The following is a 23,478-nucleotide window of genomic DNA, read 5'->3' as shown; positions in this document are numbered from 1 at the left end:
GCGGAAGACCAAGGGATCTCGATGTCGGACAGTGAGCTGCAGCATCCTCTTTGGCACAAGGATGCCATCATTTACCAGTTGCACATCAAATCCTTTTTCGATGCCAATGGCGACGGGATCGGCGATTTTCAGGGATTGACCGAGAAGCTGGATTATCTGGCGCAGCTCGGTATCAACACGATCTGGCTGCTGCCATTTTACCCGTCACCGGGCAAGGACGACGGTTATGATATTTCCGACTATGAAGGCATCCGACCGGAATTTGGGACCGTCGATGACTTCCGCCGGTTCGTCGGGGAAGCCCACGCGCGGTCGATCCGGGTCATCGCCGAGCTCGTTGTCAACCACACGTCCGATCAGCATCCCTGGTTCCAGCGGGCAAGACGGGCGCCTCCCGGCTCGCCGGAGCGCGAGTTTTATGTCTGGTCGGACACAGACGAGAAGTTCGAAGAAACCCGTATCATTTTTGTCGATACCGAAAGATCCAACTGGACCTGGGACCCGGCGGCGAAATCCTATTTCTGGCACCGTTTCTATTCCCATCAGCCGGATCTCAACTATCGAAACCCCGCGGTTGTCGAAGCCCTCTTGAATACCATGCGCTACTGGCTGGATCTTGGCGTCGACGGTTTTCGGCTCGATGCCATTCCGCATCTTGTCGAGCGCGACGACACGCGCAACGAAAACCTGCCCGAAACCCATGCTCTTCTGAAGCATATTCGAAAAACATTGGATGCCAGCTATCCCGGCAAGGTGCTTCTTGCCGAGGCCAATCAATGGCCGGAGGAAGCGCGCCAATATTTCGGCAAGGGCGACGAATGCCATATGGCTTTTCATTTTCCGCTGATGCCGCGGATATTCACGGCGATTGCCAAAGCCGACAAGCAACCGATCGTCACCATCATCGGCCAGACATACGATATCCCGAAGAGCTGCCAATGGGCGATCTTTCTAAGAAATCACGATGAACTGTCGTTGGAGATGGTCAGCGAAGAGGAACGCAATTTCCTCTGGGACACCTATGCCGCAGACAAACGGGCAAGGTTGAACCTCGGCATCCGGCGGCGGCTTGCGCCGCTGATGGGGCAGGACCGCAGGCGCATCGAGCTCCTGCATATCCTGCTCCTATCATTGCCGGGCAGCCCGGTGCTTTATTACGGCGACGAACTGGGGATGGGTGACGACATCGACCTCGGAGACAGGAACGGGGTGCGCACGCCGATGCAATGGTCGCCAGACAGGAACGGCGGTTTTTCGACCGCGCCCGAAGAGCAGCTCGCGCTGCCGCTGATCGACGATCCGCAATATGGCTTCCGGGCTATCAATGTCAGGGAGCAGGATAGCGATCCGCGTTCGCCGCTAAACTGGCTTCGCCGCATCCTGCAGCTGCGCACAGGGCACCAGGCTTTTGGGAGAGGAGCGATCCGCTTCCTCGAAAATGATAATCCCGCTGTCATCGCCTATTTGAGGGAATATGGCGACGAGAAGTTGCTCTGCGCCGCCAACCTGTCGGACGCGTCCGTCGCTACCGATGTACAGCTCGTCGGGCTGAGGGGGCGCATTCCCGTCGAACTCATCAATGGCGAGGCATTTCCCGAAATTTCCGAAACCGACTACCGGCTGACGTTCCAGCCCTATGGTTACTATTGGCTGCGCCTTGACTGAGCTTTTGGCTCAAACGTCCGATCACATTCGGTTGAAGCGTGAAAGGGCAAGAGGCATCGTCACCATTCCCGAAGAAGGCAGCACCCGCAATCGCCTGGCCACCAGGAATGTGATGGCAATGACACCGGCGAGTTTCAGCCAGGGGTAGTTTCCAAGCTGCTCGTGGGCGCTCGCATCGGCCCATTGGGCGCGTGTCGAGATGGCGGTCTTCGCCTGCTCACGGACGAGAGCGATGTGTCTGCGCAACAACGTCAGATCCTCCTGCAATCTTGCGAGCTCGACGGCCTCCTGATTCTCCGCCGCGTAGTCGACCGGAGGCAACATCGCCTCTTCCGTTTCGGCAGCCCCTTCAATGTCGGCAAGATGTTCATCCAGCTCGGCCTTCGTCTTGAATCCGCGCGTGCGTATATCCGTCATAGGCACCTCCCATCCGGCGGGTCGATTATCGCAAGATGAGAACGCGCTCGGCCGTCATAAGTTCGAAGCTCGCCGGCACATCCCGCGTTGCGTGTGGATCCAGAGCAACCGCCAGTCGTATGAGGCGATCTCGCCCGCCATTTGAGAGGAATTTGGTGCTTCGGCCTTCAAGCCGTCGGCTGACAACGATTGACGAAAGCTCGACTTTTGACGAGCATCCGCCTCCATGCCGCTACTGCGCGCCTGTCACATGGTTGAGTTCCGCCATCAAGGCGCGACCGCTGGACCATGCAATGACGACATAGGCGAGGCCCCCCACCACAACTCCCATAAACAAATCGACCAAGGGCAGATGCAAGCTACCGCCTGCCATATGGAGAGCCAGACCGACGGTGCCGACCATCACACAGGCGCCCAGCCCGGCGGGAAGGATCCGACGCAACAAGGAAGGCCAACGGAATCCGGTGCCGCGCTGCAGGAAGTAGAGAGACACTGAAGTCGTCAATGCCGCGGCCACGACCTGCGCAACCGCGATATTGACGAGGTCCGGACGGATCCAGCCGGCGATCGCAAGGCAGGCGAGGCTTGTTGCCGTAAACAGCATGTTCAGCCGCGGCAGCAGGGCAACCCGGCCGATGATGCTGAGTACGGGCTCGTTGAGCATCTGGATGACGGCAATGCCGCGCGCAGCCGCCAAAAGGATGAGCACTGGGGCGGCTGCGAGCCACTGCACCCCGAGCAGCACGCTGACGAGTTGTTCGGATATGACGGCAAGGCCCATGAAGACGGGAAGAGCGGCAAAAGCGGTGGCTGCCATGATCAAACCCATGAGCCGGCTGAGGCCTTCCGCCCCACTGCCCGTGGCGCTCTGCTGGCGGGAAAAATAGCTCCATGCCAGCATCCTCACGGGTTCGGAAATCAGCTCTGTGACGGCGCCGACGATGCGGCTTGCCATTCTGTAGAGGCCGACCTCCGCCGCACCGATGAAGAACACGATCAGGAACTCCGCGCCGTAGCTTTGCGCAAATTGCATGAGGCGCGATGCCAGAAGCCGGGTGGAATAGGCAAGCGCCTCGCGGGCAGTGGTGAGATGGAATTCGAAGCGCGGAAGCCAGCGCGCAAAGCCCGTGGACATCAGGAGTGCGACAAGCACGACGCAGCAGCGTCCTGCCGCAAGCGCGACGATGCCCCAGCCGAGCAATAGCCCTCCGGTCGTCACGAGAAGGCCCAGAAATTCCGAGGCCGCCTGGTAGGAGGCAAGTTCGCGCAGGCGTCGTCCCCTGACCAATACGCCGCTCTGGCAGATGATGAAGGTGCCGGGCACGATGGTCGCCATCAGCAGCAGGAGAGTGACGAAGATCGATCCGGTAGGCGCCAGCCAAACGAGGGAAACGGCAAGCCCAATCAGGCCGAGGATGGTAAAGGCGAGACCGCTTGTAAGCGCGCAATAAAGGACCGTACCGGGCAGCTCTCTATCGTGCGGCGCAGCAATCAAATATTCGCTCCATCCGGCTTCGGCAATCTTCGATTGCAGCAACACGGCCGAGGAGACCATGGCAAAGACGCCAACGTCGGCCGGTGAGAGGACGCGGGCTGCGATCAGCAGCGTACCGATACCGCAGAGTTGGCTGACCAGACGAGCGCCTGAAACCCATAGCGCATCCCGTGATGTAGAGACACTACGCGGCTCCTGATCTTCCTCCGCGCCGGGTAGTGATGCCGTACTAGATGTGCCCATGGTCACATGTTCTTTTGAGTTTATCTGGAGTTTATATTGGCATTATTGCGCGCATCACATGTGTTACCAAAGTAACAACTTTGGTGTATATTCGATGTTGACGATCTATACTCACTTCTGCATAGTCAAGATGAAATTACAATCCTGCATATGAAGATTGGTCGGCACATGCATGGATTTCATCCGGCCCTTTGTGACGACACAAAATCGTTGTTGGCCGATTGGGCCGGAGGGACATAATGATGATGATACTCGCACATCGTGGCTGGTGGCTTGCTCCCCAGGAGCGGAACACTTTAGCGGCATTCGACAAGGCATTTGCCGCAGGACACGGCGTTGAACTCGATGTTCGCGATCTGAATGGCGAGCTGGTTATTTCACACGATCCGGCCACAACCGGGGCATTGCCCTTTGCGCGCGTTCTTGAATGCTATGCAGCAAATGGCGCCCCGGGCCGGCTGGCCATCAATATCAAGGCGGACGGCCTCTGCCCTGCCCTGTTGCCGATGCTGGAACAGTATGGGGTGACGAAACGCTCCTTCGTTTTCGACGCTTCGGTCCCCGATCTCAGGCCTTATCTCGATAGCGATATCCCGGTTTTCACTCGCTACAGTGAGGTCGAGCTCTACCCCTCTTTCTACGAACGTTGTGAGGGCGTCTGGGTAGATTCCTTCGCCGAGAAGCCGGCCTCGATCGAACGGGCGATCGATGATCTGCGACGCGGCAAATATGTCGCGATGGTCTCGCCGGAACTGCATAAGCGCCCGCATGAGGCAGTCTGGGCCGCCTGGTCCGGCGCATTGCGACAGGCTGCAAAGAGCGGTCTTCCGCTCGAGCGGCTGATGATCTGTACCGATCTGCCCGATGCAGCCGAGCAGAGCTTTGCCTGGATGGTTGAGGAGGAAGTCACATGATCCGTGCTGTTTTGTTCGACATGGATGGCGTTCTGATCGATGCCAAGGAATGGCATTATGAGGCGTTGAACCGGGCGCTCGATCTTTTCGGCATGCCGATCGATCGCCAGGCGCATCTGACCACGTTCGATGGCCTGCCAACCCGCCGCAAGCTGGAGATCCTCTCCCGTACCAATGGCCTGCCGAAGGGGCTCAACGAGCTGATCCACGAGCTGAAGCAGGACTATACGATGGAGCTGATCTACACCCGCTGCAAGCCGGTGTTTGCCCATCAATATGCACTCAGCCGTCTCAAGCACGATGGCTACAAGATCGCCGTCTGCTCGAACTCGATCCGCGTCACCATCGAGTCCATGATGCGCCGCGCCGGATTGATAGAATATATCGACCTCATCGTCTCCAATGAGGATGTCACCCGTGCCAAGCCGGATCCGGAAATGTATGTCACCACGATGGAGCGCTTCGGTCTCAGACCGGATGAATGCCTGATCCTCGAGGACAACGAATACGGCTTGAAGGCCGCACGCGACAGCGGCGCTTACGTCATGCAGATCGGAACACCGGCCGATGTTGTCTACGGCCGGATCGTGTCGGAGATCAAGCGTGTATCGGAGGTGATGGCATGATCGTCCTGTTCCCCACCACGGGCACAAGCCCCCATTTCAGCCCGGAAGACTACGCCTATCCGCGCCCGCTCATCGAAGTGGCCGGAAAGCCGATGATCCTTTGGGCCATCGAAAACATGAAGTCGCTCGGCGGCGACACCCATTTCCTCTTCCTCGTGGACCAGCAGGATGCCGTCAAATATTCCTACGAGCGGATCTTTGACCTCAGCACCAACGGTCGTTCCGAGGTGGTCATGCTGAAAGGCCCGACCGCCGGTGCGCTCTGCACCTGCCTGATGGCGGTCGACAGGATCGACCTCACCGAGCCGCTGGTGATCGCCAACAGCGACCAGATCATCGACACCCGCCTTGCATCCGTCATTGCGGAATTCGAGGCGGCCAAGGCGGATGCCGGCGTCATCACTTTCGAGACGATCCACCCGCGCTGGTCCTATGTGACGCTCGGCGACGACGGTCTCGTCAATCGCACCTCCGAGAAGGACGTGATCAGCAACAAGGCGATCGCTGGATTCTATTACTTCCGCGAGGCCCAGATTTTCTTCAAGGCCGCGACTGCCGCCTTGAGGCACGGGGTAACAGTGGACGACCGCTACTATGTCAGCTCGTCGCTAAACGAGGTGATCCTGGATGGCGGCCGCGTCGTTTCCGCGAGTGTTCCCGCCGACCGCTACCACAGCTTCTACAATCCGAAAATGATCGAGAATTTCGAGCTCAACGGGGTCCGCCGGCTGTCCTCCGCACAGGCCCAGCGACCCGTGCAGCTGGTAGTGCCGGCAGCCGGTCGGGGCAGTCGCTTTGCCAAGGTCGGGTTCACCCGCCCGAAACCCTTCATCGACGTACTTGGCCGGCCGATGATCCAGCATGTACTGGAAAACACGCTCCCGCCCGGCGGACAACCGACGGTCCTGCTGCTGCGCGAACATCTGGACAGTCAGGCGGATTCGGTGGCCGAACTTCGCTCGCAGGGTGTCGGGATCGTCTCGGTCGATCAACTCACCGAAGGTACCGCCTGTACCGTTCTGCTGGCGCGCCAGCATCTCGACGAGGAAGCTCCCCTTCTTATCGCCAATTCCGACCAGGTGGTGGACATGCGTATCGTCGATTTCATCGATGACTGCATGTCGCGTGATCTCGACGGATCAATTCTTGTGTTCCGCGATCCAAAGCGCGACCCGAAATGGTCTTTCGCCGAAACCGATGCGGCGGGCTTCGTTCTCAGGGTTGCTGAAAAGCAACCAATTTCGGAACTGGCAACGGTCGGCATCTACTTCTTTCGCCGCGCTGGCGATTTCATGAAGGGTGCGCTCGACATGATGGTGCACAACGACCGCACCAACAACGAGTTTTATGTCTGCCCGGCCTATAATTACGCCATTCGCAACGGTGCGCGCATCGGCGTTTACGAGATCGACGTCAGGAACATGCACGGGCTTGGCACGCCCGAGGATCTGACCGAATATCTGCAGGGCCGCGAGCCTGTCTATGCATGACGTCGGAACCAGCCCGGGCGCGACAGCGCCGCTGAACATCATCATTCCCATGGCCGGGAATGATTTTGAGCGGCCTGATGGCTCGGTGAAGGCGGAAATGCCGGTTGGAGAGACGACATTGCTCGGCGCCACACTGGAGGCGCGTCCCTGGTGGAGCGGTGCGGCTGTGCCCGTTTTCGTGCTGCGGGACAGGCCTGCATCACGGCGCTACGCCCGGGAAACATTGCTGGCACGCTATCCGACAGCGCGAATTGTCTGGCTGTCCGAAACAACCGGCGGCGCTGCCTGGAGTACAGCGGCAGGTGCGGCACTCGTCGCTTTTCCGGAGGCGCCCGTTGTCGTCGATCTCTGCGATATCATGTTCGCCAGCGATGCGAATATTGCTGCAATCTTTGCCGCCGACCCCAATCTCGGCGGTCTCGCACTCACATTTGCCTCCCGCCATCCGCTATACAGCTATCTCAGGCTTGGAAATGATGGCCGGATGCTGGAAGCGAGGGAAAAGGTCGTCATTTCCGAGAATGCATCGGCGGGCGTCTATGCCTTCCGCAACATCGCCGTTTTTCATCTGGCTCTGGCCCACAGCCTGCAGAACCGGGCGCGCCTATCACATAACAGCCTGCTTTTTGTCTGCCCGATGCTGAACGGCGTGGTCGCACACGGCTTCGATGTCCGGACGCTGCCGGCGCACGATGTGTTCGATGTAAAGATCGCTGACGCTACCCTTGCCGGGTAGCGTCGAAAACGGAGGAAATACTGGTACCGTCCCGCTTCGACCGGAACAGGCGGAACCTTGCTGACGATCCCTAGACACGCTTCGCGGGATCAGGGGACGAGTAAACGGGAGTTCATTATGACAGCCGGGACATTAAGCAAATTACCCTCTCTCGCCATTATCATACCCTGCTACAACAATGCTGAAACACTTGCCGAGGCGCTCGATAGCGCCCTGGCACAGGACTATCCGGACTTCGAGGTTCATATCTGCGACAACGGCTCCACAGACGGCAGCAGGGAAATAATTGCATCCTACTCGTCTCCTTTGCTGAAGCCCGCCCTGCACCCGGACACCGTGCCGCGTACGGACAACTGGAACCGCGCCTATACTGCCGGCGCGAATGCTGATTACCTCGTCACACTGCATGCCGACGATCGCCTCGCTCCAGGCGCGTTGCGCGCCATCGGACGCGCGGCAATGCGCCACCCTGCCCTGATCCACGGCCGTTTCCGGCAGATCACCTATGAGGGAGATCCCATTCCCGGCCACCGCTTCGGGTGGAGTTACAGCAACAGCGGCGAGGCGTTTCGAGAGCTGCTGCTGCTCAATAATATGGTCGCTATGCCGGGTGCAACAATCCGCACGGATGTCTTCTTCAAGGCCGGACGCTGGGATCCCGCCTGGCAATATCTGCAGGATATGGAGCTCTGGTGGCGCTGCGGCGAACTTGGAGAAGTGGCGTTTGTCGCCGACATGCTGGGCGACCATCGCGCCTACAAGCATCCGCAGGCGCTGCACCGGCACGCCGAGGAACATCTGCGTTGGGCGACGCGCAGACTTCGAAACGCTTCGACCCGCCGGCTGCGACAGGCCGCTGCCGATGGGCTGAACGCCTATCTCACGCGGCTCGAAGCCGAAGTCGATGCCTTGCCGGATGTGGCCGCCAGCCTGGTGGAGCCCGTAAGGGCGGCCAGGGCGGCGCTTGCGAAGGCACCGGGCACGCGCGTCGATGCTCTTCGCCGGCAAAGACTGTTGCGCATGCGGGCTGCTTCGCTCTCGGCCATCGCTAATCTGTTTGGAAGACTGTCGCCCTGGCAAGCCCTGTCGCGTTGACGGCCGACAGCATCCGCCCGTTCCAGATTGACGAAGGCGATACTCCTTCAAATCGCCTTTGCGGCACGGCTATCGGCTGGCCTGGATATTGCCGATCGAGAACCGTTGAGCGTCGCAGACTGGGCGAGTGCGACGCCCGACATGGGAGACGCAGCCATGGCTATGGTTTTAAACTTGGAGAGAAATTCCTCTCCTTCCCGGCCCCCCGGTCCCAGTCGCTTCGGACTTTGGTCTGATTCGGCCCCGACTGAGGTCCTGCGATCGGAACGCACTGCCCTTCACGCCCGTTCGGCTCTTCATCGAAAGAGGAGCTTTCAATCATGCACCACAGAAACGATATCCCGAAAATTTCGAGCGCGTGGAACGCATCTCTGCTGGCCCTCATCGTCTTTCTCGCCATCATGCTCTATGTCTTCGGAACCGCGATGTCCGGCGATACCGACCAGTTGACCGCCAGCATCTCACACGCAGATGTGGTTGAGGCTAGGTAAACTGGAAAAGTCCAACCAGCCGCGATAGTTTGAATGGATCGCAGCAGCTCAGGTTGGAAATGAACTGGCTCATACGGTGGAATGCCCGCTCCCTTGCCTCCCAATTCTTCATCATGGGAGGACTTGTTTCCCTTGGCGCAATGTTCGTCATCGGGCTTATCGTCACCCATCTCATCGAGGATGCCGTTATCCACAATTCTGGGGCTGCGACAGCGCTCTACGTCGATAGCGTCGTCGCACCCTTGCTTCCCGACATGCAGACGGAATCGCTGCTCGACGAGGGAAGTGCCCAGGCGCTCGACGAAACGCTCGGACAGGGCGCGCTTGGCCGCCGTCTCGTGTCGTTCAAGCTGTGGCGCCGTGATGGCACGATTCTCTACTCTAATGACAAGGAACTGGTGGGGAAGACATTTCCCGTCGATGGCAAGCTCGCCCAGGCGTTTGCGGGCTCTCTAGTCGCACGTTACGAAGTCGCAAGCGACCCCGAAAGCGCCGAGGAGCGCAGTCTCGGCAGGGCGCTCATGGAAATTTACAATCCTGTTTTGCAGCCTTGGTCGGGAGAGGCTGTGGCCGTGCTTGAATTCTACGAAACGGCCGAAGGGCTGGAAGACAGCCTAGCACGGGCACGGCTCTGGAGCTGGCTGGCCGTCGCCGGCCTGACCGCAATCTTCTTCCTCGCTCTCTCCATTCTCGTCTTTCGCGGCAGCCACACGATCGAGGTCCAACGCGAAGCGTTAAAGGCCAGAGTAGACGAACTTTCCGCACTTCTTGCCGAAAATCGCGGCCTGCAACGCAGACTTCAGCTGTCGTCCCAGCGCGCCGCGGCCTTGAACGAAACCTATTTGCGCAGCATCGGAGCCGATCTCCATGACGGCCCCGCCCAGCACATCGCCTATGCCTCGCTACGTCTCGACAGCAACCTGCTGGTCGATGCCACTATTCAGCCGGAAACGCGCGAGAAGGAACTCGCCTGGATTCGTTCGAGCCTTGCCGAGGCCATGAAGGAGATCCGCGACATCTGCAAAGGGCTGGTCCTGCCGCAAATCGAGAGAGCTTCGATTACGGAGATCGTAAAACGCGTTGTCGAAGCCCACCAGGAGAAGACCGGCACTACTGTCGATACAACAATTGACGAGGACGATCCGGAGCTTGCCCCCGCTCTCAAGATTTGCATTTACCGCTTCATTCAGGAGGCACTCAACAATGCCTATCGCCATGGCGGCGGCGTTGAGCAGGCCGTCAGCGCAACATCACGCGGCGGTGGCGTCCGCGTCGAAGTCAGTGACCGGGGCGAGGGTTTTGATCCGACGCAGGTAAGATCGGCAAGCCTCGGCCTCGTAGGGCTCAAAGAGCGAATCGATAGCCTTGGCGGTGAATTCGACATAAGAACCGGCGAAGGCGGAACGACTGTCATCATGACCTTCGCGCCTATGGAAGTGGAGGAATAGAATGACGTCCATCAAGGTCGGCGTCGTAGACGACCACCCCCTGTTCCGTGAAGGGGTGACGCGCAGCCTCTCCGAGGTCAGCGATTTTGTCGTCGTCGGAGAAGGCGCCAATACATCTGATGCAGCGATGATCGCTGCCGATGCCCATCCGGACGTACTGCTTCTCGATGTGTCGATGCCCGGAGACGGTCTTTCAGTGATCGACGAGATTCTTTCCATAAGCCCGGATACCAAAATCCTCATGCTCACGGCCTCGGAGGAAGTCGATACGCTCGTCGAAGCGCTGCAACGCGGGGCAAAGGGCTACATTCTCAAGGGTGTTGGTTCCCGCGGTCTAGCGGACGCAATCCGCACCGTTTTCAAGGGAGCCCGCTACGTCTCGCCGGCGATGTCGGCCAAAGTCATGGAATATTCGTTGAGCGGGCAGGCATCAGACAGGGACGCGCTTACTCCTCGGGAGCGCGAGGTGATGGATCTCGTTGCACAAGGCCTTTCAAACAAGCACATCGGCCTGCGTCTCGATCTACAGGAGAAAACGGTAAAGCACCATATGACCCAGATCCTGACAAAGCTTGGCGTCACGAACAGGACGGAAGCTGCCTTGCGGTGGCGCGAAAAACGTTAGCGCAGGAGGCGCGTGAGCCGCGTGCCGTCAGCCGTAGTCGCCCGCCTGTTGATGATCGTGCGGCCTTTCGAGTCCTTCATGATGTAGCGTCCTGCACGAAGTGTCTCGGTTATTCCATTCGTATGCCGCACATCGATCGAGCCGTCCGCATCTTCAGTTGCGCGTGTGCCTGACGTTGAGGGCGCATTGCCCGCACTACCGGCTCCGCTCGAGTTGGATCGGCTGTTCCCGCCGCTATTGCTACTGCCACCCGAATTACCGCTTCCATTTCCCCCGCCGTTTCCACCCCCTCCGCCATTACCGCCACCGTTTCCACTTCCCCCGCCGTTGCCGTTTCCACCTCCGCCGCCATTACCGCCTCCTCCGCCATTACCGCCGTTGCCCCCACCATTGCCGTTTTCGTTCTTTGCAAGGGCTGCCTGGCTGGCTATCGAGGGAAACGAACCCGCCACATCGACCTTCAGGGGCGCAACGGCAAGAGCACTCGCGCAGCAGCCCTTCAGGAAATTGCGCTTGGAGATCATCATCGTCGCTTGCCTTATCGTTCTTCCTTAAGTGTCTGCCCGAAGCAGGAAGCATGAGATTGACCGCTTGTTCCGAAATTGCAAGACGGTCGGACATAGGTGCCAGATGACCTGGGACTTTGGTCCGGGGCTAAAAGTAAGCGTCACCACTAAGGACGCGATCTCCTCACAGAAAGACTAAAATGATCTCGCTAGATTATGGGAGATACGCACTGACGTCTTGGCCCGGTGAACGGCTGGTAGGTATTGTCCAGAGCGCGATAGGAAATATAGCGGGCGGCGCACCATGATATATGCGGGTTCGGGCTTGTGTCCGCCGCGGGTAGTCCGACGGAAAGCTCTCTGTCTTCGATCACGCAGGGCTTGCGGGGGCCGCCGTCAAAAGGCTGATATGTATTGTCAGCTACATTATAGGACCGATAACGTTGCTGGCACAGGCTGAGATGGCGGCCGTCAGCCATCCATTCCGGCGTCGGCTGCTCAATCGCCCCCGTCACGGTTGCATCAGGTGGCGCAATGGCCGTTACGCCAACCAGCTTAGCCGGCGTTGAGGACAAAGCGTCGGCGGCAGCCTGGAGGGGCGGAAGGCGCTCATAGTTTTGCGTTTTTGGATCAACGCGTGTCGGTATCGTCGTCCAGAGCGGCGCATCAAGATTGGCGAAATGATGTGGTTCCTGTTCGCGGAACCCATAGGACGCAAGTCCGAGACCGCCAACCAGAACGGTCCCGGTCACTGCCAGACAGATGGATGGTGCAGCAAGCGACTTCATGACGCGCGCTCTCATTTTCCCTCCACATAGAAATTAGGAACGCCGGGCTTCGGTTCCGTGGACAGATCAAAAATCGCATCTTTTGACGCTTATTCTGCTGGTGCAACGGAGAGGATTCACGGAGATAGGAATTTATTGCCATCGCCCCGATTTTGACGGATAGCTGTTCTACTGGGTGATCCGGTCGATCGCAGCAGATTGCAGGCAGAAAGAGGAAGCATGTCGCAGAGAGCGGGCAGCGCCGACCTCCCCCTTCACGGAGGGCGCGTGCCGCCATGGCTGGGTAACCGTATGACAACGCTCGGCGCGTTGATTGCCGAGGCAATCGTCCACCATTACGGGCGTGACGAATTCCTGCGCCGGCTTGCCCACCCCTTCTGGTTCCAGTCCTTCGGCGCCGTCATGGGCATGGATTGGCATTCCTCCGGCATCACGACCAGCGTGCTCGGGGCGCTGAAGCGTGGGCTGAAGCCGCTTTCAAAAGAACTTGGCCTGTATGTCTGCGGCGGGCGCGGCGCGCAATCGCGCAAGACGCCGGACGAACTGATGGCGATCGGCGACCGCACCGGCCTGGACGGCGCCGGCCTCGCCAAGACAAGCCGTCTGGTCGCCAAGGTGGACAGCGCAGCCGTGCAGGATGGTTTCGATCTCTATCTCCACGGCTTCATCGTCGCCGATGATGGCCATTGGGTGATCGTCCAGCAAGGCATGAACGGCGACAAACGTCAGGCGCGGCGCTACCACTGGTTCTCGGAAGGATTGGAAAGCTTCGTCAATTCCCCGCATGCGGCTATCGAAGGCCGCTCGCAGGGCGAGATCATCAATCTGGCCGACCGGCGCGCGGAAAAATCCCGCCACGATCAGCTCGATCTTCTCGCAGCGCTTGGGCCGGACCGCATTGTCCGCGAGGCGGCAGCCCTTGCCCTGGCCGCCGATCCTGCACCCGCTCCGGAGCCGGCCGAACAGTTGACGCTGCCGCATCTTATCATGCCAGCCCATCACGATGTGCGCGAAAGCGACGTCAATATGCGGCGTCTGCACGGCAACCTTGCCGCAGCTGCCGATCGCGGACCGGTCGATTTCGAAGATCTGCTTCTCGTGCCCGGGGTCGGCGCCCGCACAGTCAAGGCGCTGGCGCTCGTTGCCGAAGTCGTGCATGGCGCGCCCTGCCGCTTTTCCGATCCCGCCCGCTTTTCGATCGCTCATGGCGGCAAGGACAGGCACCCCTTCCCCGTGCCGCTCAAGGTCTACGACGAAACGATCAATGTGATGAAATCGGCGGTCGTGAGAGGTAAACTCGGCCGGGAAGAGGAACTGCAGGCGCTGCGCCGTCTGGACAACCAATCGCGTAGCATGGAGCGTTACGTCACTGGCCCGGACCTCAAGGAAATCGTTGCCGGCGAATTCCGGCAATCCTCGACCTTCGGCGGTCGAAGCGTCTTTGGCTGGGAGCCGCCGACTGACGCACCTTCGGGAGAGAATGATTGACAGAAACGTCTCAGTCCTGAGGTCGTTCTCTCCACTCTTCCCAAAAACGGCTAGCCGATCAGCAGCTTGACCCAGGCCTCGACATCGTCGCCGCTGCTCATGTCAGGGCGAACAAGCCCGTCGATCATGAATGTCGGCGAGACATGAATACCGTTCTGGCGGGCATATTTGCAGTGCCATTTGATCTCCCGGTCGAGATCGGGAATGGCGAAGGCTTCCTTCAATGCAACACCGCTATAGCGCTCGAGGCGCTCGATGATCTGGTTCGGCGTGACATCCATGTTCGGGCCACCGGCGTGACGTTCGAACTCGAATTCCTCGCGATGAGCGGCAACGGCCGCCATGACCTTCTTCGCAGTCTCCTTGCCGCCTTCCAGCGTCGATGCCGCCAGAATAGAGCGTACGATCACGCCGGAGTAGAGATGCCATGGCTGCGACTGTAGCCGCATCTTCACGGTGATCTTGTCCACACCGGCCTGTTCCAGAAGCGCGTTAAGCTTGCTGAACGTCCTGACGGAATAGGGGCAGGTCGGCTCCAGAAAGGCCTCGAAAACACGTGGTCCGGTCCCCCAAACGAGCGGGTCTGCCCGCCAGGAAGTCGTCGTCATATTTATGTCCTCTTGTCCTGCGGAACGATATTGCCGATCAGCATACTCAACGGTACAGCCGGCGTCGCTGATGATAAGGTTGTTTCCCGTTCTATTTATTCACGGTGTCATGAAAGGCATAAGACCGCTTGGCCCGTCATGCGTCTTTCATAAATGCATCAAGCCGCTATGCTGTCGTCACGGATAAAATGATGGGTAAATCAGTGATGCAGGTAAGGCAGGGTGAATTGCGCGAGCGGATGACGATCCTCGGCGATGTCAATGCCGCCTCGTTCATCCCGTGGATCCGCCGCCATGCTGACAAGCTTGGACTTTCCCAGGATTTCTTTCACACCGGCGCCGACCGAATCGAACTTGAGGTCGCGGGGCCTGTAGAGCTGATCGACATGCTGGAAATGGGATGTTCGCTTGGCCCGATCGACGTCTGGGTGGATGAGATTCAGCGCAGGATTGTAGATCCCGCTGACACACCGTAGCGCAGGCCGCATTGATCCCCTGCCCTTTATTTAATCATTGTTGCCAATGCGATTTTTTTATGCAAGCCTCTGACAACTGAGGCCGCGAGCTCGGCAGCAGTGCGCGGCCAACAGCGCTAAAGCCTTGGTAAAATTGAGGAATTATACGTCATGCCATCTGATACGGCCGGCTCATGGACGCCTGTCGCCCTTTCTGCTGATCTGCCGCTGGCAACCGTCATGCCAGCCTGGACGCCAGCTGGATCGATCGCTCTCTGGCGCAGTCAGTCCGGACGCGTATCGGCATCGTCGGACCGCTGTCCGCATCGCGGGATGCGATTGTCCCATGGCTTCGTGCGCGGCGAGGCGCTCTCCTGTATCTATCATGGCTGGAGCTATTCTCCGGCGGGGGGATGCATCCGCATCCCGGCACACCCCGATCTCGTACCGCCGGAAACGATCCGTGTCGGAGTCCATAAGGTCGAGGAATCGGACGGCGTCATCTGGGTCGCTACCGGAGAACCGGCGGAACAGCCGCCACGCTTTACCGATCTCGTTCCGCTGCGCTCGATGACGGCAGACGCTGATATTTCGGCCATTGAATCGGCGGCTGGCTCCAAAGCCGGCGCCGATGGACTTATCCATATCGCGCACTCTCCATGGATCAGGCTGCTGCCGACTGAGCAAACTGACCGCACGCTCATTCACGTGCTGATCGAGCAGGGCCGCAGCCCGGCGGACCGTGTCACGGCGTCCCGTGTCGCCGAAGCGGTGCGTCGGCAGGCGGAATCGCGGCAGAAGGAGGTCGCATGACGAAGGCTGCTGCAATGATCAACGAATGGTATCCGGTCGGCCTTTTTTCCCAACTGACCGAGGCAGGAACCAAAACCGCTTTAATGGGCGAACCCATCGAAGTGGCGCGCACGCCCGATGGCAATGCGCGGGTGACATCTACCGATGGGCGCAGCCTCCCGGTCCGTGTCCGCTACGGCCATGTCTGGTCCTCCCTCGGCAATCCCGCCAAGGAACTTTTTGCCATTCCAGAGGCGGATCAACCCGGCCGCCGTTTTGTCGACGTCGGCGTGGTACGGGTGCGCTGCTCGCCGCTGCGCGCGGTGGAGAATTTTCTCGACATCGCCCATTTCCCGTTTGTTCACACCGATATTCTCGGCGCCGAGCCGCACACGGAAGTCGAGAATTACAAGGTTGAGATCCGCGAGGACGAAGACGAGGTCTGGGCAACGCAGGTAAAGTTCTATCAGCCGCAGGCCGCCAAGTCGGCGAGCGGCGGGATCACGACCGAATATATGTACCGCGTGCCGGCACCGACCTGCTCGGTGCTCTACAAGACCTGCCCTCCCCGGCCGGGCGAATGGGATGTCATCACCCTCTTCGTGCAGCCGCTCGCGGAAGACCTTTGCGACGTATGGCCATGGATGGCCCTTTTTGATGACGTGACACCAATGACAGACCTCATCCATTTTCAGCAGATGATCTTCCTGCAGGATCGCTCGATCCTCGAGAACCAGATCCCGGCCCTGCTGCCGCTCGATCCCGGCATGGAAATCCCGACCAGGGCCGATCTGACGTCGGTCGCCTATCGGCGCTGGCTCAAGCGCCATAATTACACCTACGGCGCACAGTTGGTCGCGCAATGAAGCTCTACGACTACATTCTCTCGCCGAGCTGCTACAAGATCCGCCTGATGGCAGCGATCCTCGGCATTAAGCTGGATATCCGCCCGGTCGATTTTCATCCCGGCGTCGAACATCGTGGTCCGGAACTCCTGGCGCTCAATCCGGCAGGTTCCATCCCGATCCTTGTGGATGGCGATCTCGTCCTGACGGAATCCTCAGCCATCCTCGCCTATCTCGCTGCCCAAGGCGCGCCAGAATGGCTCGGTACAAGCACACCTGAAGAGACGGCGCGGGTACAGCAGTGGCTTTCCTTCTCACATCGGCTGACGGCCAATCTCGGCGGCGCGCGGCTGCATGAAATGCTTCTGCGCCCCGGCAATATTGAAACCCTGCAGGCGCAGGGCATCGCCGCGCTGCGCGAACTGGAAGCCGGTCTCTTCGAACAGCAGCTTCGCGGCATGCGCTTCCTGGCGTCGAACCGCGCCACGATCGCCGATATCGCCTGCTTCCCTTACGTCGCGCTCGCCCCCGACGGCGGCATCTCGCTCGATCCCTATCCAAACATCCGGCTCTGGCTGCGGGCCGTCCGCAGCCTCGGCGGCTTCATCGAGATGCCCGGCATTCACCGCCTGCATGAGCTGAAGCCCGATCCGCATCCTGCAAAGGAGGAAAGCTGACATGGCTGGCCACCTTCTGAAGAACTGCGCGGCGGTCATTGTCGACGAGGGCAATGGTCCTGCCATGCGCCGGAATGTCGATCTGCTCACCAATGGTCCGGCGATCCAGGCCATCGGAGCGAACCTTCCGACAGAAACGCTGCACGCCGGCACGATCGTCCAGGATGCCACCGGCTGGTTCGTCTATCCGGGCCTCGTCAACACGCATCACCATTTCTTCCAGTGCTTCGTACGCAACCGGGCCGATCTCGACTGGACGAAACTGTCGGTCATCGAGTGGCTGGACCGGATCTACCCGATCTTCTCGCGACTGACCGAGGATTGCTTCTACCATTCCTCGGTCACCGCCATGGCCGAAATGATCAAGCACGGCTGCACGACGGCTTTCGACCACCAATACTGCTTTCCCCGGCACGCTGGAAAGCGTCTGATCGACCGCCAGTTTGAGGCGGCCGAGCTTCTCGGCATGCGTTTCCATGCAGGCCGCGGCGGCAATACCCTGCCGAAATCCGAGGGATCGACGATCCCGGATGCCATGCTGGAAACGACGGATGAATTCATAGCCGATTGCGCCCGGCTGATCGACAGCTACCACGATGCCGGCCCCTTCAGCATGCGGCAGGTGGTGGTCGCCCCCTGCCAGCCGGTCAACTGCTACCGCGAGACCTTCGTTGAATCCGTGGCCCTTGCCCGTGACCGCGGCGCATTTCTGCACACACATGTCGGCGAAGGCGAAAGCCCTGTCATCGAGGCACGGTATGGCATGCGTACGGTCGATTATTGCACCGAACTCGGTTTTGCCGGTCCCGACACCTTTTATGCCCATTGCTGGGAACTGACGCATGACGAACTGCGCAAGATGGCGGCAAGCGGCACCGGCGTCTCCCATTGCCCGGAGCCGGTCTATCTTGTCGGCGCTGAGGTGACGGATATTCCGGCCATGTCGGCCTTCGACCTGCGCGTCGGGCTTGGTTGCGACGGCGCTGCCTCGAACGACAATTCGAACCTCATGCACTGCATCCACTCCGCCTATATGCTGCAATGCCTGGCGGCATCGACACGCGCCCATCCCGTTCCGCCGCCCGTCGATTTCCTGGGTTACGCTACGACGGGCGGCGCAAGCCTGCTCGGCCGCCGGGATATCGGCCGTCTTGCGCCGGGCATGGCGGCAGACCTTTTCGCGATCGATACGCGGCGGATGGATTATGTCGGCACGCGGCATGACCCGCTGAGCCTGATCGCCAAGCTCGGGATCGGCATGCCGACCGACCTCACCATGATCAACGGACGCATCGTCTGGCAGGCTGGTGAATTCACCGGCCTCGACGAATCCAAGCTTTTCGCGGATGCCGAAGCGGCGCTCGCGACCGTCGAATTCTGAACAACCAAAAGAGGGGAACTGACATGTCCAACAATCTGACCCGCAGAACGCTCATGAAGAGCGCGGCGGCTGCCGGGCTCGCTACCGCCTTCGCCGGCCGCTCCGTACTTGCTGCCGACGAACCACTCGGCATCGCCCTTGTCGTACCATCGCCGATCGGCGATGTCGGCTGGGGTCATGCGCTTGCCGCCGGCATCGATCCGATCAAGGCCGCCTATGGCGACAAGGTGAAGGTCACTGTTATCGAGAACATCGCCGAAGGTCCGGATGCCGACCGCATCATGAACAAGACGGTTGCCGACGGAAACCATTTCCTGATCGCCGGCTCCTTCGGCTATCAGAACGGTGCGCTGCAGATCGCCCGCCGCAATCCCAAGGTCACCGTCCTGCATGCTTCGGGCTTTCAGGTCGCGCCGAACTTCTCGCCCTTTGCCGCTAAATATTTCCAGGGCACCTACCTGCTCGGCATGGCGGCCGCCGCCGTCTCCAAGACCGGCAAGCTCGGCTCGGTCTCGGCCTTTGCCATTCCCGAACTGATCACCTCCATCAATGCCTTCACGCTCGGCGCGCAGGCCGTCAAGCCCGACATCGAAGTCTCCGTCGTCTGGGTCAACTCCTGGTTCGATCCGGCCAAGGAGCAGGAAGCCGCCAAGGCTCTGATCTCGCAGGGCTGCGACGTCATCTTCTCGAATGCGCAGGATACGCCTTCGGTCATCTCCGCCTGCGAGGAAGCCGGCATCTATGCCTTCAACCTGAACTCCTCGATGAAGAAATATGCCGAGAAGACCTATCTCGGCTGCGTCGCCACCGACTGGTCGCCTTTCTTCAAGGCTTCGGTCGATGCCCACCTCGCCGGCACGTTCAAGGGCGCCAATACCTTCCTCGGCGTTGCCGACAAGGTGGTCGAAGTCGTCGACTGGAACCCGGCGATCCCGGCCGATACGATGAGCAAGATCAAGGAAATCGAAGCCAAGATCGCCGACGGCAGCTTCTCGCCGTTTACCGGCCCAATCGCCAAGGCCGATGGCAGCGAAGGTGTCGCCTCCGGCGCCACGCTGACGGACGTCCAGATCGTTGCGATGGATTGGCACGTCAAGGGTGTCAAGACGCCGCTGCCGAAATAAGCCATGGAAAGCCCGCTCCTGTCGCTCCGCGGCATTTCCAAGAGCTACGGCCAGGTCCATGCCAACCAGCAGATCGATCTTGACGTCGCTCCCCGCTCGATCCACGCCATCCTCGGAGAAAACGGGGCCGGCAAATCGACCCTGATGAAGCTGATCTATGGCGTCGAGCAGCCGGACAGCGGAACTGTTGCCTGGAACGGGCAGAACCTCAGCCTTGCCTCTCCCGCAGAGGCAAGGCGTGCCGGCATCGGCATGGTCTTTCAGCATTTCTCGCTGTTTGAGAGCCTGACGGTCGTCGAGAATATTCGCCTGATCGTCGCCGGCAAGAAAGCCGAGCTTGCGGAGCGTATCCGCAAGCTCGGGCATGAATTCGGCCTGGAGGTCGATCCACTCACCCATGTACACTCGCTTTCGGTCGGCGAGCGGCAACGCGTGGAAATCATCCGCTGCCTGATGACCGATCCGAAGCTGCTGATCCTCGACGAGCCGACATCTGTCCTGCCGCCGCAGGCCGTGGAGAAGCTGTTCGAGACCTTGCGACGTCTGCGCGACGGCGGCGTTTCCATCCTTTTCATTTCCCACAAGCTGGAAGAAATCCAGTCGCTCTGCGACCGCGCGACGATCCTGCGCGGCGGACGGGTGACCGGCCATGTCGATCCGCGCGAGCATGATGCCCATGACCTTGCCCGCATGATGATCGGCCGTGACATGCCGGAACCCATGCCGGCGCTGCCGCTTGACGAAGGCGAGAAGCGGCTGGAACTGATAGGGCTCGATTACAGGCCGGATGATCCCTTTGCAGTGCCGCTCTCCCAGGTCAGCCTTGTCGTCCGCGCCGGAGAAATCCTCGGCATTGCCGGGATTTCCGGCAACGGCCAAAGCGAGCTTGCCGCGCTGATCTCCGGCGAAACGATCCTGCCGCGCGACCAACGCGACCAGATCTTCATGATGGGCAAGGATGTCGGCATGCTCGAGCCGGCAGCCCGCCGGCAGCTCGGATTTGCCTTCGTGCCGGAGGATCGGCTCGGCCGCGGCGCTGTCCCCGAAATGTCGCTTACCCTCAATAGCCTGCTGACCGCCCATCCCCTCAATCTCGTCAAACGCGGCCTGCTCGACAAGGCACAGGCGACCGCCTTCACCAACGAATGCATCCGTGACTACGACGTGCGCACGCGCGGCCCCGAGGCGGAGGCCGGCTCGCTCTCCGGCGGCAATTTGCAGAAGTTCATCGTCGGGCGCGAAATCATGCTGGCGCCGAAGCTGCTCTTCCTCGCCCAACCCACATGGGGCGTCGATATCGGTGCTGCTTCGGCAATCCGCAAGCGGCTCATCACGCTGCGCAACGAAGGCATGGCAATCCTCGTCATTTCCGAGGAGCTCGAAGAATTGTTCGAGCTCAGCGACTTCATCCAGGTCCTTCACCACGGCACGCTGAGCCCGCCGCTCGTCACACGCGATACAAAGCCCGAGGACATCGGCCGATATATGATCGGTGCCCAGTCACAGCGCGAGAAAGCGATTGCATGAGCAGACCCGTGTTTGCCGCCTTGCCAACCCTTGTCCGCCGGGAACGCGCCTCGCTTGCCGCTACGCTGCTCGCCCCGCCGATCGCGCTCGCCGTCACGATCATCCTCAATCTCGGCCTTTATGTCGTCATGGGGCGTGACCCGGCCGCAGTCATCTATGCGATGCTGATCGAGCCCTTTTATTCCTGGGCGTCGTTTTCGGAGGTGCTCCTGAAGACCGGGCCGCTGCTGCTCATCGCGCAGGGGCTTGCGATCGGCTTTCGCGCCAAGGTCTTCAATATCGGCGCCGAGGGGCAATTCCTGCTGGGAGCGATCTTTGCCTCTGCCATTCCGATCTGGTGGCCGGACGCCACCGGCCAGTGGATCTGGCCGGCAATGCTGCTGCTCGGCATGATCGGCGGTGCGCTCTGGGCATCGCTGACTGCCTTCTGGCGCGTGCGGCTCAATGCCAACGAAATCCTGGTCTCGCTGATGCTGAGTTTCGTCGCCGCGCAGCTTCTCAATTATCTGCTGCTCGGCCCCTGGAAGGATCCGAATGGCTTCAATTTCCCGCAGTCGGTGATGTTCCAGTATGACGCCATGGTCCCGATCCTGTTTGAAGGAACGCGCGTCAACGTCTCGCTGATCCTTGCCGGTATCCTGTCGATTGCCGCATGGATCTTCATGCAGAAGAGCTTCGTCGGCTACAGGTTGCAAGTCGGGGGACTGGCGCCACGCGCTGCAAGCTATGCCGGTTTCAAAGAGAGCTGGGCAATCTGGCTGTCGCTGCTGATCGGTGGCGCAGCCGCTGGGCTGGCGGGTTCAGCCGAAGTCGCCGGCCCGCTCGGCCAGTTGCAGCGCTCGATCTCGACCGGCTACGGCTACGCGGCAATCATCGTCGCCTATCTCGGCGGCCTGCATCCGATCGGCATCGTCATATCCTCTATCGTCATGGCCGCACTCTACATCGGCGGCGACAATGCCATGGTCTCGGCCAACCTGCCGATTGCTGCCGTCCGTGTCTTCCAGGGCAGTCTGCTGCTCATCTATCTGATTGCTGTTGCCTTCGTCCGCTATCGCCTTGCCTGGCGCCCCGCCGCCATCCGGAGCCCATCATGAATGCGATCGAGTTCATCCTGGCCGGCATGCTGGCGGCTGCGACACCCTTTCTGCTGGCGGCTCTCGGCGAACTTGTCGTTGAACGCGCCGGGGTTCTCAATCTCGGCGTCGAAGGATTGATGGCATTCGGCGCCGTCATTGCTTTCATCATCGTCTATCATGGTGGCGGCCACATCCTCGCATTTGTCGCGGCCGGGCTCTGCGGCAGTCTGCTGTCACTGATCTTTGCCGGCATCATCCTCGGCTTCAACGCGAACCAGGTCGCGACCGGGCTTGCGATCGGCATTCTCGGCCAGGGCCTGTCGGCACTCTTCGGCAAGAGCTATGAAAGCCTGACAGTCAAGGCGCTGCCGAAAATCACAATTCCGGGCCTTTCCGAGATCCCGGTCGTCGGCGGCCTCTTCACACAGGATATCGTTGTCTGGCTCTCGCTTCTGGTGACGGTCGCGATCTGGGCGACTTTCGCCTATGCGAAGGTTGGACTGGTCATTCGTGCGGTAGGTGAAAACCCTAAAGCGGCCCACGCAATCGGTTACCCTGTTATCGCAGTCCGCTTCGCCGCCGTGGCATTCGGTGGCATGATGGCGGGATTTGCAGGCGCCTATGCATCAACGATCTATACGCCGCTTTGGGCGGACGGAATGATTGCCGGCCGCGGCTGGATTGCCATTGCGCTCGTCGTCTTCGGAACCTGGCTGACGGGCCGGATTTTCCTCGGAGCGTGTCTCTTCGGTGCCGTATCGCTGATGGGGTTAGCCGCGCAGGCAACGGGGCTCGACGTACCCTCGCAATTGCTGGCGTGCCTGCCCTATCTGGTAACGATCGTCGTGCTCGGTATCATCTCCGCGGACCGCCGTCTGTTGAAACTCAACGGCGTCGCTTCGCTCGGCGAGCCGTTCGAACGGTAGAGAAGGTGCGGGCCGACGGCGCCGGCCGCAGAGCGCG

At 60.2% G+C, this 23,478-nt stretch carries 24 protein-coding genes; 19 read left to right on the top strand and 5 right to left on the bottom strand.

What is annotated here, in order from left to right:
- The first annotated feature begins 21 nt into the window (after positions 1 to 21).
- Positions 22 to 1,665, top strand: coding sequence for a maltose alpha-D-glucosyltransferase (treS, locus tag H4W29_RS21445; protein ID WP_192730900.1), 1,644 nt, complete (start codon positions 22 to 24; stop codon positions 1,663 to 1,665).
- A 21-nt stretch (positions 1,666 to 1,686) separates the two neighbouring features.
- Here treS and H4W29_RS21440 read toward each other — a convergent pair whose 3' ends face one another.
- Both H4W29_RS21440 and H4W29_RS21435 read right to left on the bottom strand, forming a co-directional pair.
- On the bottom strand, positions 1,687 to 2,082 hold the full coding sequence (locus H4W29_RS21440) for a hypothetical protein (protein WP_192730899.1): 396 nt from the start codon (positions 2,080 to 2,082) through the stop codon (positions 1,687 to 1,689).
- Between the two features lie 232 nt (positions 2,083 to 2,314).
- Positions 2,315 to 3,820 (bottom strand): oligosaccharide flippase family protein, encoded by a 1,506-nt coding sequence (locus tag H4W29_RS21435; protein WP_192730898.1) that lies wholly within the window; start codon positions 3,818 to 3,820, stop codon positions 2,315 to 2,317.
- Positions 3,821 to 4,059: 239 nt separating this feature from the next.
- Between H4W29_RS21435 and H4W29_RS21430 the strand changes: the two genes are divergently transcribed.
- From H4W29_RS21430 to H4W29_RS21395, 8 genes are all read left to right on the top strand, one after another.
- Positions 4,060 to 4,734, top strand: coding sequence for a PI-PLC domain-containing protein (locus H4W29_RS21430; RefSeq protein ID WP_192730897.1), 675 nt, complete (start codon positions 4,060 to 4,062; stop codon positions 4,732 to 4,734).
- Positions 4,731 to 5,360 (top strand): HAD family hydrolase, encoded by a 630-nt coding sequence (locus H4W29_RS21425; RefSeq protein ID WP_007823215.1) that lies wholly within the window; start codon positions 4,731 to 4,733, stop codon positions 5,358 to 5,360. The genes H4W29_RS21430 and H4W29_RS21425 overlap by 4 nt, the downstream gene beginning before the upstream one ends.
- Positions 5,357 to 6,850, top strand: a complete 1,494-nt coding sequence (locus H4W29_RS21420; protein ID WP_192730896.1) for a glycosyltransferase family 2 protein — start codon at positions 5,357 to 5,359, stop codon at positions 6,848 to 6,850. The genes H4W29_RS21425 and H4W29_RS21420 overlap by 4 nt, the downstream gene beginning before the upstream one ends.
- Positions 6,843 to 7,586 carry a glycosyltransferase family protein gene (locus H4W29_RS21415; RefSeq protein ID WP_192730895.1) on the top strand — a complete coding sequence of 248 codons (744 nt, stop codon included), beginning with the start codon at positions 6,843 to 6,845 and terminating at the stop codon, positions 7,584 to 7,586. Before H4W29_RS21420 ends, H4W29_RS21415 begins: the two co-directional genes overlap by 8 nt.
- A 117-nt stretch (positions 7,587 to 7,703) precedes the next feature.
- Positions 7,704 to 8,681 (top strand): glycosyltransferase, encoded by a 978-nt coding sequence (locus tag H4W29_RS21410; RefSeq protein WP_192730894.1) that lies wholly within the window; start codon positions 7,704 to 7,706, stop codon positions 8,679 to 8,681.
- 320 nt (positions 8,682 to 9,001) lie between these two features.
- Positions 9,002 to 9,172, top strand: a complete 171-nt coding sequence (locus H4W29_RS21405) for a hypothetical protein (RefSeq protein ID WP_192730893.1) — start codon at positions 9,002 to 9,004, stop codon at positions 9,170 to 9,172.
- A gap of 59 nt (positions 9,173 to 9,231) precedes the next feature.
- Positions 9,232 to 10,620 carry a sensor histidine kinase gene (locus tag H4W29_RS21400; protein ID WP_192730892.1) on the top strand — a complete coding sequence of 463 codons (1,389 nt, stop codon included), beginning with the start codon at positions 9,232 to 9,234 and terminating at the stop codon, positions 10,618 to 10,620.
- Between the two features lies 1 nt (position 10,621).
- A complete protein-coding gene (locus tag H4W29_RS21395; RefSeq protein ID WP_192730891.1) occupies positions 10,622 to 11,245 on the top strand; it encodes a response regulator in 624 nt (207 codons plus the stop codon).
- Here the strand turns inward: H4W29_RS21395 and H4W29_RS21390 are convergent.
- Together H4W29_RS21390 and H4W29_RS21385 are read right to left on the bottom strand one after the other, a co-directional pair.
- Positions 11,242 to 11,772: a hypothetical protein gene (locus H4W29_RS21390; protein WP_192730890.1), complete on the bottom strand. Its 531-nt coding sequence runs from the start codon at positions 11,770 to 11,772 to the stop codon at positions 11,242 to 11,244. The genes H4W29_RS21395 and H4W29_RS21390 overlap by 4 nt on opposite strands.
- A 188-nt stretch (positions 11,773 to 11,960) precedes the next feature.
- Positions 11,961 to 12,554, bottom strand: a complete 594-nt coding sequence (locus H4W29_RS21385) for a BA14K family protein (protein ID WP_192732748.1) — start codon at positions 12,552 to 12,554, stop codon at positions 11,961 to 11,963.
- Between the two features lie 204 nt (positions 12,555 to 12,758).
- Between H4W29_RS21385 and H4W29_RS21380 the strand changes: the two genes are divergently transcribed.
- On the top strand, positions 12,759 to 14,027 hold the full coding sequence (locus H4W29_RS21380; protein WP_192730889.1) for a DUF763 domain-containing protein: 1,269 nt from the start codon (positions 12,759 to 12,761) through the stop codon (positions 14,025 to 14,027).
- Positions 14,028 to 14,077: 50 nt separating this feature from the next.
- On the opposite strand, the gene H4W29_RS21375 is transcribed toward H4W29_RS21380, so the two are convergent.
- A complete protein-coding gene (locus tag H4W29_RS21375) occupies positions 14,078 to 14,635 on the bottom strand; it encodes a DsbA family protein (protein WP_192730888.1) in 558 nt (185 codons plus the stop codon).
- 191 nt (positions 14,636 to 14,826) lie between these two features.
- On the opposite strand from H4W29_RS21375, the gene H4W29_RS21370 reads away from it, so the two are divergent.
- The 9 genes from H4W29_RS21370 (at position 14,827) to H4W29_RS21330 (ending at position 23,441) form a co-directional block, all read left to right on the top strand.
- Positions 14,827 to 15,111, top strand: a complete 285-nt coding sequence (locus tag H4W29_RS21370) for an acylphosphatase (RefSeq protein WP_081928525.1) — start codon at positions 14,827 to 14,829, stop codon at positions 15,109 to 15,111.
- Positions 15,112 to 15,261: 150 nt separating this feature from the next.
- Positions 15,262 to 15,903 (top strand): Rieske 2Fe-2S domain-containing protein, encoded by a 642-nt coding sequence (locus tag H4W29_RS21365; protein WP_192730887.1) that lies wholly within the window; start codon positions 15,262 to 15,264, stop codon positions 15,901 to 15,903.
- Entirely contained in the window at positions 15,900 to 16,748 is an 849-nt protein-coding gene (locus tag H4W29_RS21360; RefSeq protein ID WP_183742895.1) for an aromatic ring-hydroxylating oxygenase subunit alpha, read from the top strand. Before H4W29_RS21365 ends, H4W29_RS21360 begins: the two co-directional genes overlap by 4 nt.
- A complete protein-coding gene (locus H4W29_RS21355) occupies positions 16,745 to 17,404 on the top strand; it encodes a glutathione S-transferase family protein (protein WP_192730886.1) in 660 nt (219 codons plus the stop codon). The genes H4W29_RS21360 and H4W29_RS21355 overlap by 4 nt, the downstream gene beginning before the upstream one ends.
- Before the next feature lies 1 nt (position 17,405).
- Positions 17,406 to 18,785 (top strand): amidohydrolase, encoded by a 1,380-nt coding sequence (locus tag H4W29_RS21350; protein WP_192730885.1) that lies wholly within the window; start codon positions 17,406 to 17,408, stop codon positions 18,783 to 18,785.
- 23 nt (positions 18,786 to 18,808) lie between these two features.
- Complete coding sequence (locus H4W29_RS21345; RefSeq protein ID WP_192730884.1) at positions 18,809 to 19,909, top strand: BMP family ABC transporter substrate-binding protein; 1,101 nt, start codon at positions 18,809 to 18,811, stop codon at positions 19,907 to 19,909.
- 3 nt (positions 19,910 to 19,912) lie between these two features.
- The gene (locus tag H4W29_RS21340; protein ID WP_192730883.1) at positions 19,913 to 21,436 is read left to right on the top strand and encodes an ABC transporter ATP-binding protein; all 1,524 of its coding nucleotides are present in this window, start codon (positions 19,913 to 19,915) and stop codon (positions 21,434 to 21,436) included.
- A complete protein-coding gene (locus H4W29_RS21335) occupies positions 21,433 to 22,533 on the top strand; it encodes an ABC transporter permease (protein ID WP_192730882.1) in 1,101 nt (366 codons plus the stop codon). The genes H4W29_RS21340 and H4W29_RS21335 overlap by 4 nt, the downstream gene beginning before the upstream one ends.
- Complete coding sequence (locus H4W29_RS21330; RefSeq protein ID WP_192730881.1) at positions 22,530 to 23,441, top strand: ABC transporter permease; 912 nt, start codon at positions 22,530 to 22,532, stop codon at positions 23,439 to 23,441. The genes H4W29_RS21335 and H4W29_RS21330 overlap by 4 nt, the downstream gene beginning before the upstream one ends.
- The last annotated feature ends 37 nt before the right edge of the window (positions 23,442 to 23,478 follow it).

Origin of the sequence: Rhizobium viscosum (genome assembly GCF_014873945.1) — a bacterium.
In the GTDB taxonomy this organism is placed as follows: Bacteria; Pseudomonadota; Alphaproteobacteria; order Rhizobiales; family Rhizobiaceae; genus Rhizobium; species Rhizobium viscosum.
The sequence above is the reverse complement of the archived record's forward strand: the minus strand, read 5'-3'. Positions and strand labels throughout refer to the sequence as shown.

Excerpts from the sequence above, each read along its gene's own strand:
- H4W29_RS21415 (WP_192730895.1), top strand. The coding sequence starts at position 6,843 with ATGCATGACGTCGGAACCAGCCCGGGCGCGACAGCGCCGCTGAACATC.
- H4W29_RS21340 (WP_192730883.1), top strand. The coding sequence starts at position 19,913 with ATGGAAAGCCCGCTCCTGTCGCTCCGCGGCATTTCCAAGAGCTACGGC.
- H4W29_RS21430 (WP_192730897.1), top strand. The coding sequence starts at position 4,060 with ATGATGATGATACTCGCACATCGTGGCTGGTGGCTTGCTCCCCAGGAG.
- treS (WP_192730900.1), top strand. The coding sequence starts at position 22 with ATGTCGGACAGTGAGCTGCAGCATCCTCTTTGGCACAAGGATGCCATC.
- H4W29_RS21375 (WP_192730888.1), bottom strand. The coding sequence starts at position 14,635 with ATGACGACGACTTCCTGGCGGGCAGACCCGCTCGTTTGGGGGACCGGA.
- H4W29_RS21420 (WP_192730896.1), top strand. The coding sequence starts at position 5,357 with ATGATCGTCCTGTTCCCCACCACGGGCACAAGCCCCCATTTCAGCCCG.
- H4W29_RS21330 (WP_192730881.1), top strand. The coding sequence starts at position 22,530 with ATGAATGCGATCGAGTTCATCCTGGCCGGCATGCTGGCGGCTGCGACA.
- H4W29_RS21410 (WP_192730894.1), top strand. The coding sequence starts at position 7,704 with ATGACAGCCGGGACATTAAGCAAATTACCCTCTCTCGCCATTATCATA.
- H4W29_RS21370 (WP_081928525.1), top strand. The coding sequence starts at position 14,827 with ATGGGTAAATCAGTGATGCAGGTAAGGCAGGGTGAATTGCGCGAGCGG.
- H4W29_RS21355 (WP_192730886.1), top strand. The coding sequence starts at position 16,745 with ATGAAGCTCTACGACTACATTCTCTCGCCGAGCTGCTACAAGATCCGC.
- H4W29_RS21385 (WP_192732748.1), bottom strand. The coding sequence starts at position 12,554 with ATGAGAGCGCGCGTCATGAAGTCGCTTGCTGCACCATCCATCTGTCTG.
- H4W29_RS21360 (WP_183742895.1), top strand. The coding sequence starts at position 15,900 with ATGACGAAGGCTGCTGCAATGATCAACGAATGGTATCCGGTCGGCCTT.
- H4W29_RS21380 (WP_192730889.1), top strand. The coding sequence starts at position 12,759 with ATGTCGCAGAGAGCGGGCAGCGCCGACCTCCCCCTTCACGGAGGGCGC.
- H4W29_RS21365 (WP_192730887.1), top strand. The coding sequence starts at position 15,262 with ATGCCATCTGATACGGCCGGCTCATGGACGCCTGTCGCCCTTTCTGCT.
- H4W29_RS21405 (WP_192730893.1), top strand. The coding sequence starts at position 9,002 with ATGCACCACAGAAACGATATCCCGAAAATTTCGAGCGCGTGGAACGCA.
- H4W29_RS21335 (WP_192730882.1), top strand. The coding sequence starts at position 21,433 with ATGAGCAGACCCGTGTTTGCCGCCTTGCCAACCCTTGTCCGCCGGGAA.
- H4W29_RS21440 (WP_192730899.1), bottom strand. The coding sequence starts at position 2,082 with ATGACGGATATACGCACGCGCGGATTCAAGACGAAGGCCGAGCTGGAT.
- H4W29_RS21345 (WP_192730884.1), top strand. The coding sequence starts at position 18,809 with ATGTCCAACAATCTGACCCGCAGAACGCTCATGAAGAGCGCGGCGGCT.
- H4W29_RS21425 (WP_007823215.1), top strand. The coding sequence starts at position 4,731 with ATGATCCGTGCTGTTTTGTTCGACATGGATGGCGTTCTGATCGATGCC.
- H4W29_RS21350 (WP_192730885.1), top strand. The coding sequence starts at position 17,406 with ATGGCTGGCCACCTTCTGAAGAACTGCGCGGCGGTCATTGTCGACGAG.
- H4W29_RS21395 (WP_192730891.1), top strand. The coding sequence starts at position 10,622 with ATGACGTCCATCAAGGTCGGCGTCGTAGACGACCACCCCCTGTTCCGT.
- H4W29_RS21400 (WP_192730892.1), top strand. The coding sequence starts at position 9,232 with ATGAACTGGCTCATACGGTGGAATGCCCGCTCCCTTGCCTCCCAATTC.
- H4W29_RS21390 (WP_192730890.1), bottom strand. The coding sequence starts at position 11,772 with ATGATGATCTCCAAGCGCAATTTCCTGAAGGGCTGCTGCGCGAGTGCT.
- H4W29_RS21435 (WP_192730898.1), bottom strand. The coding sequence starts at position 3,820 with ATGGGCACATCTAGTACGGCATCACTACCCGGCGCGGAGGAAGATCAG.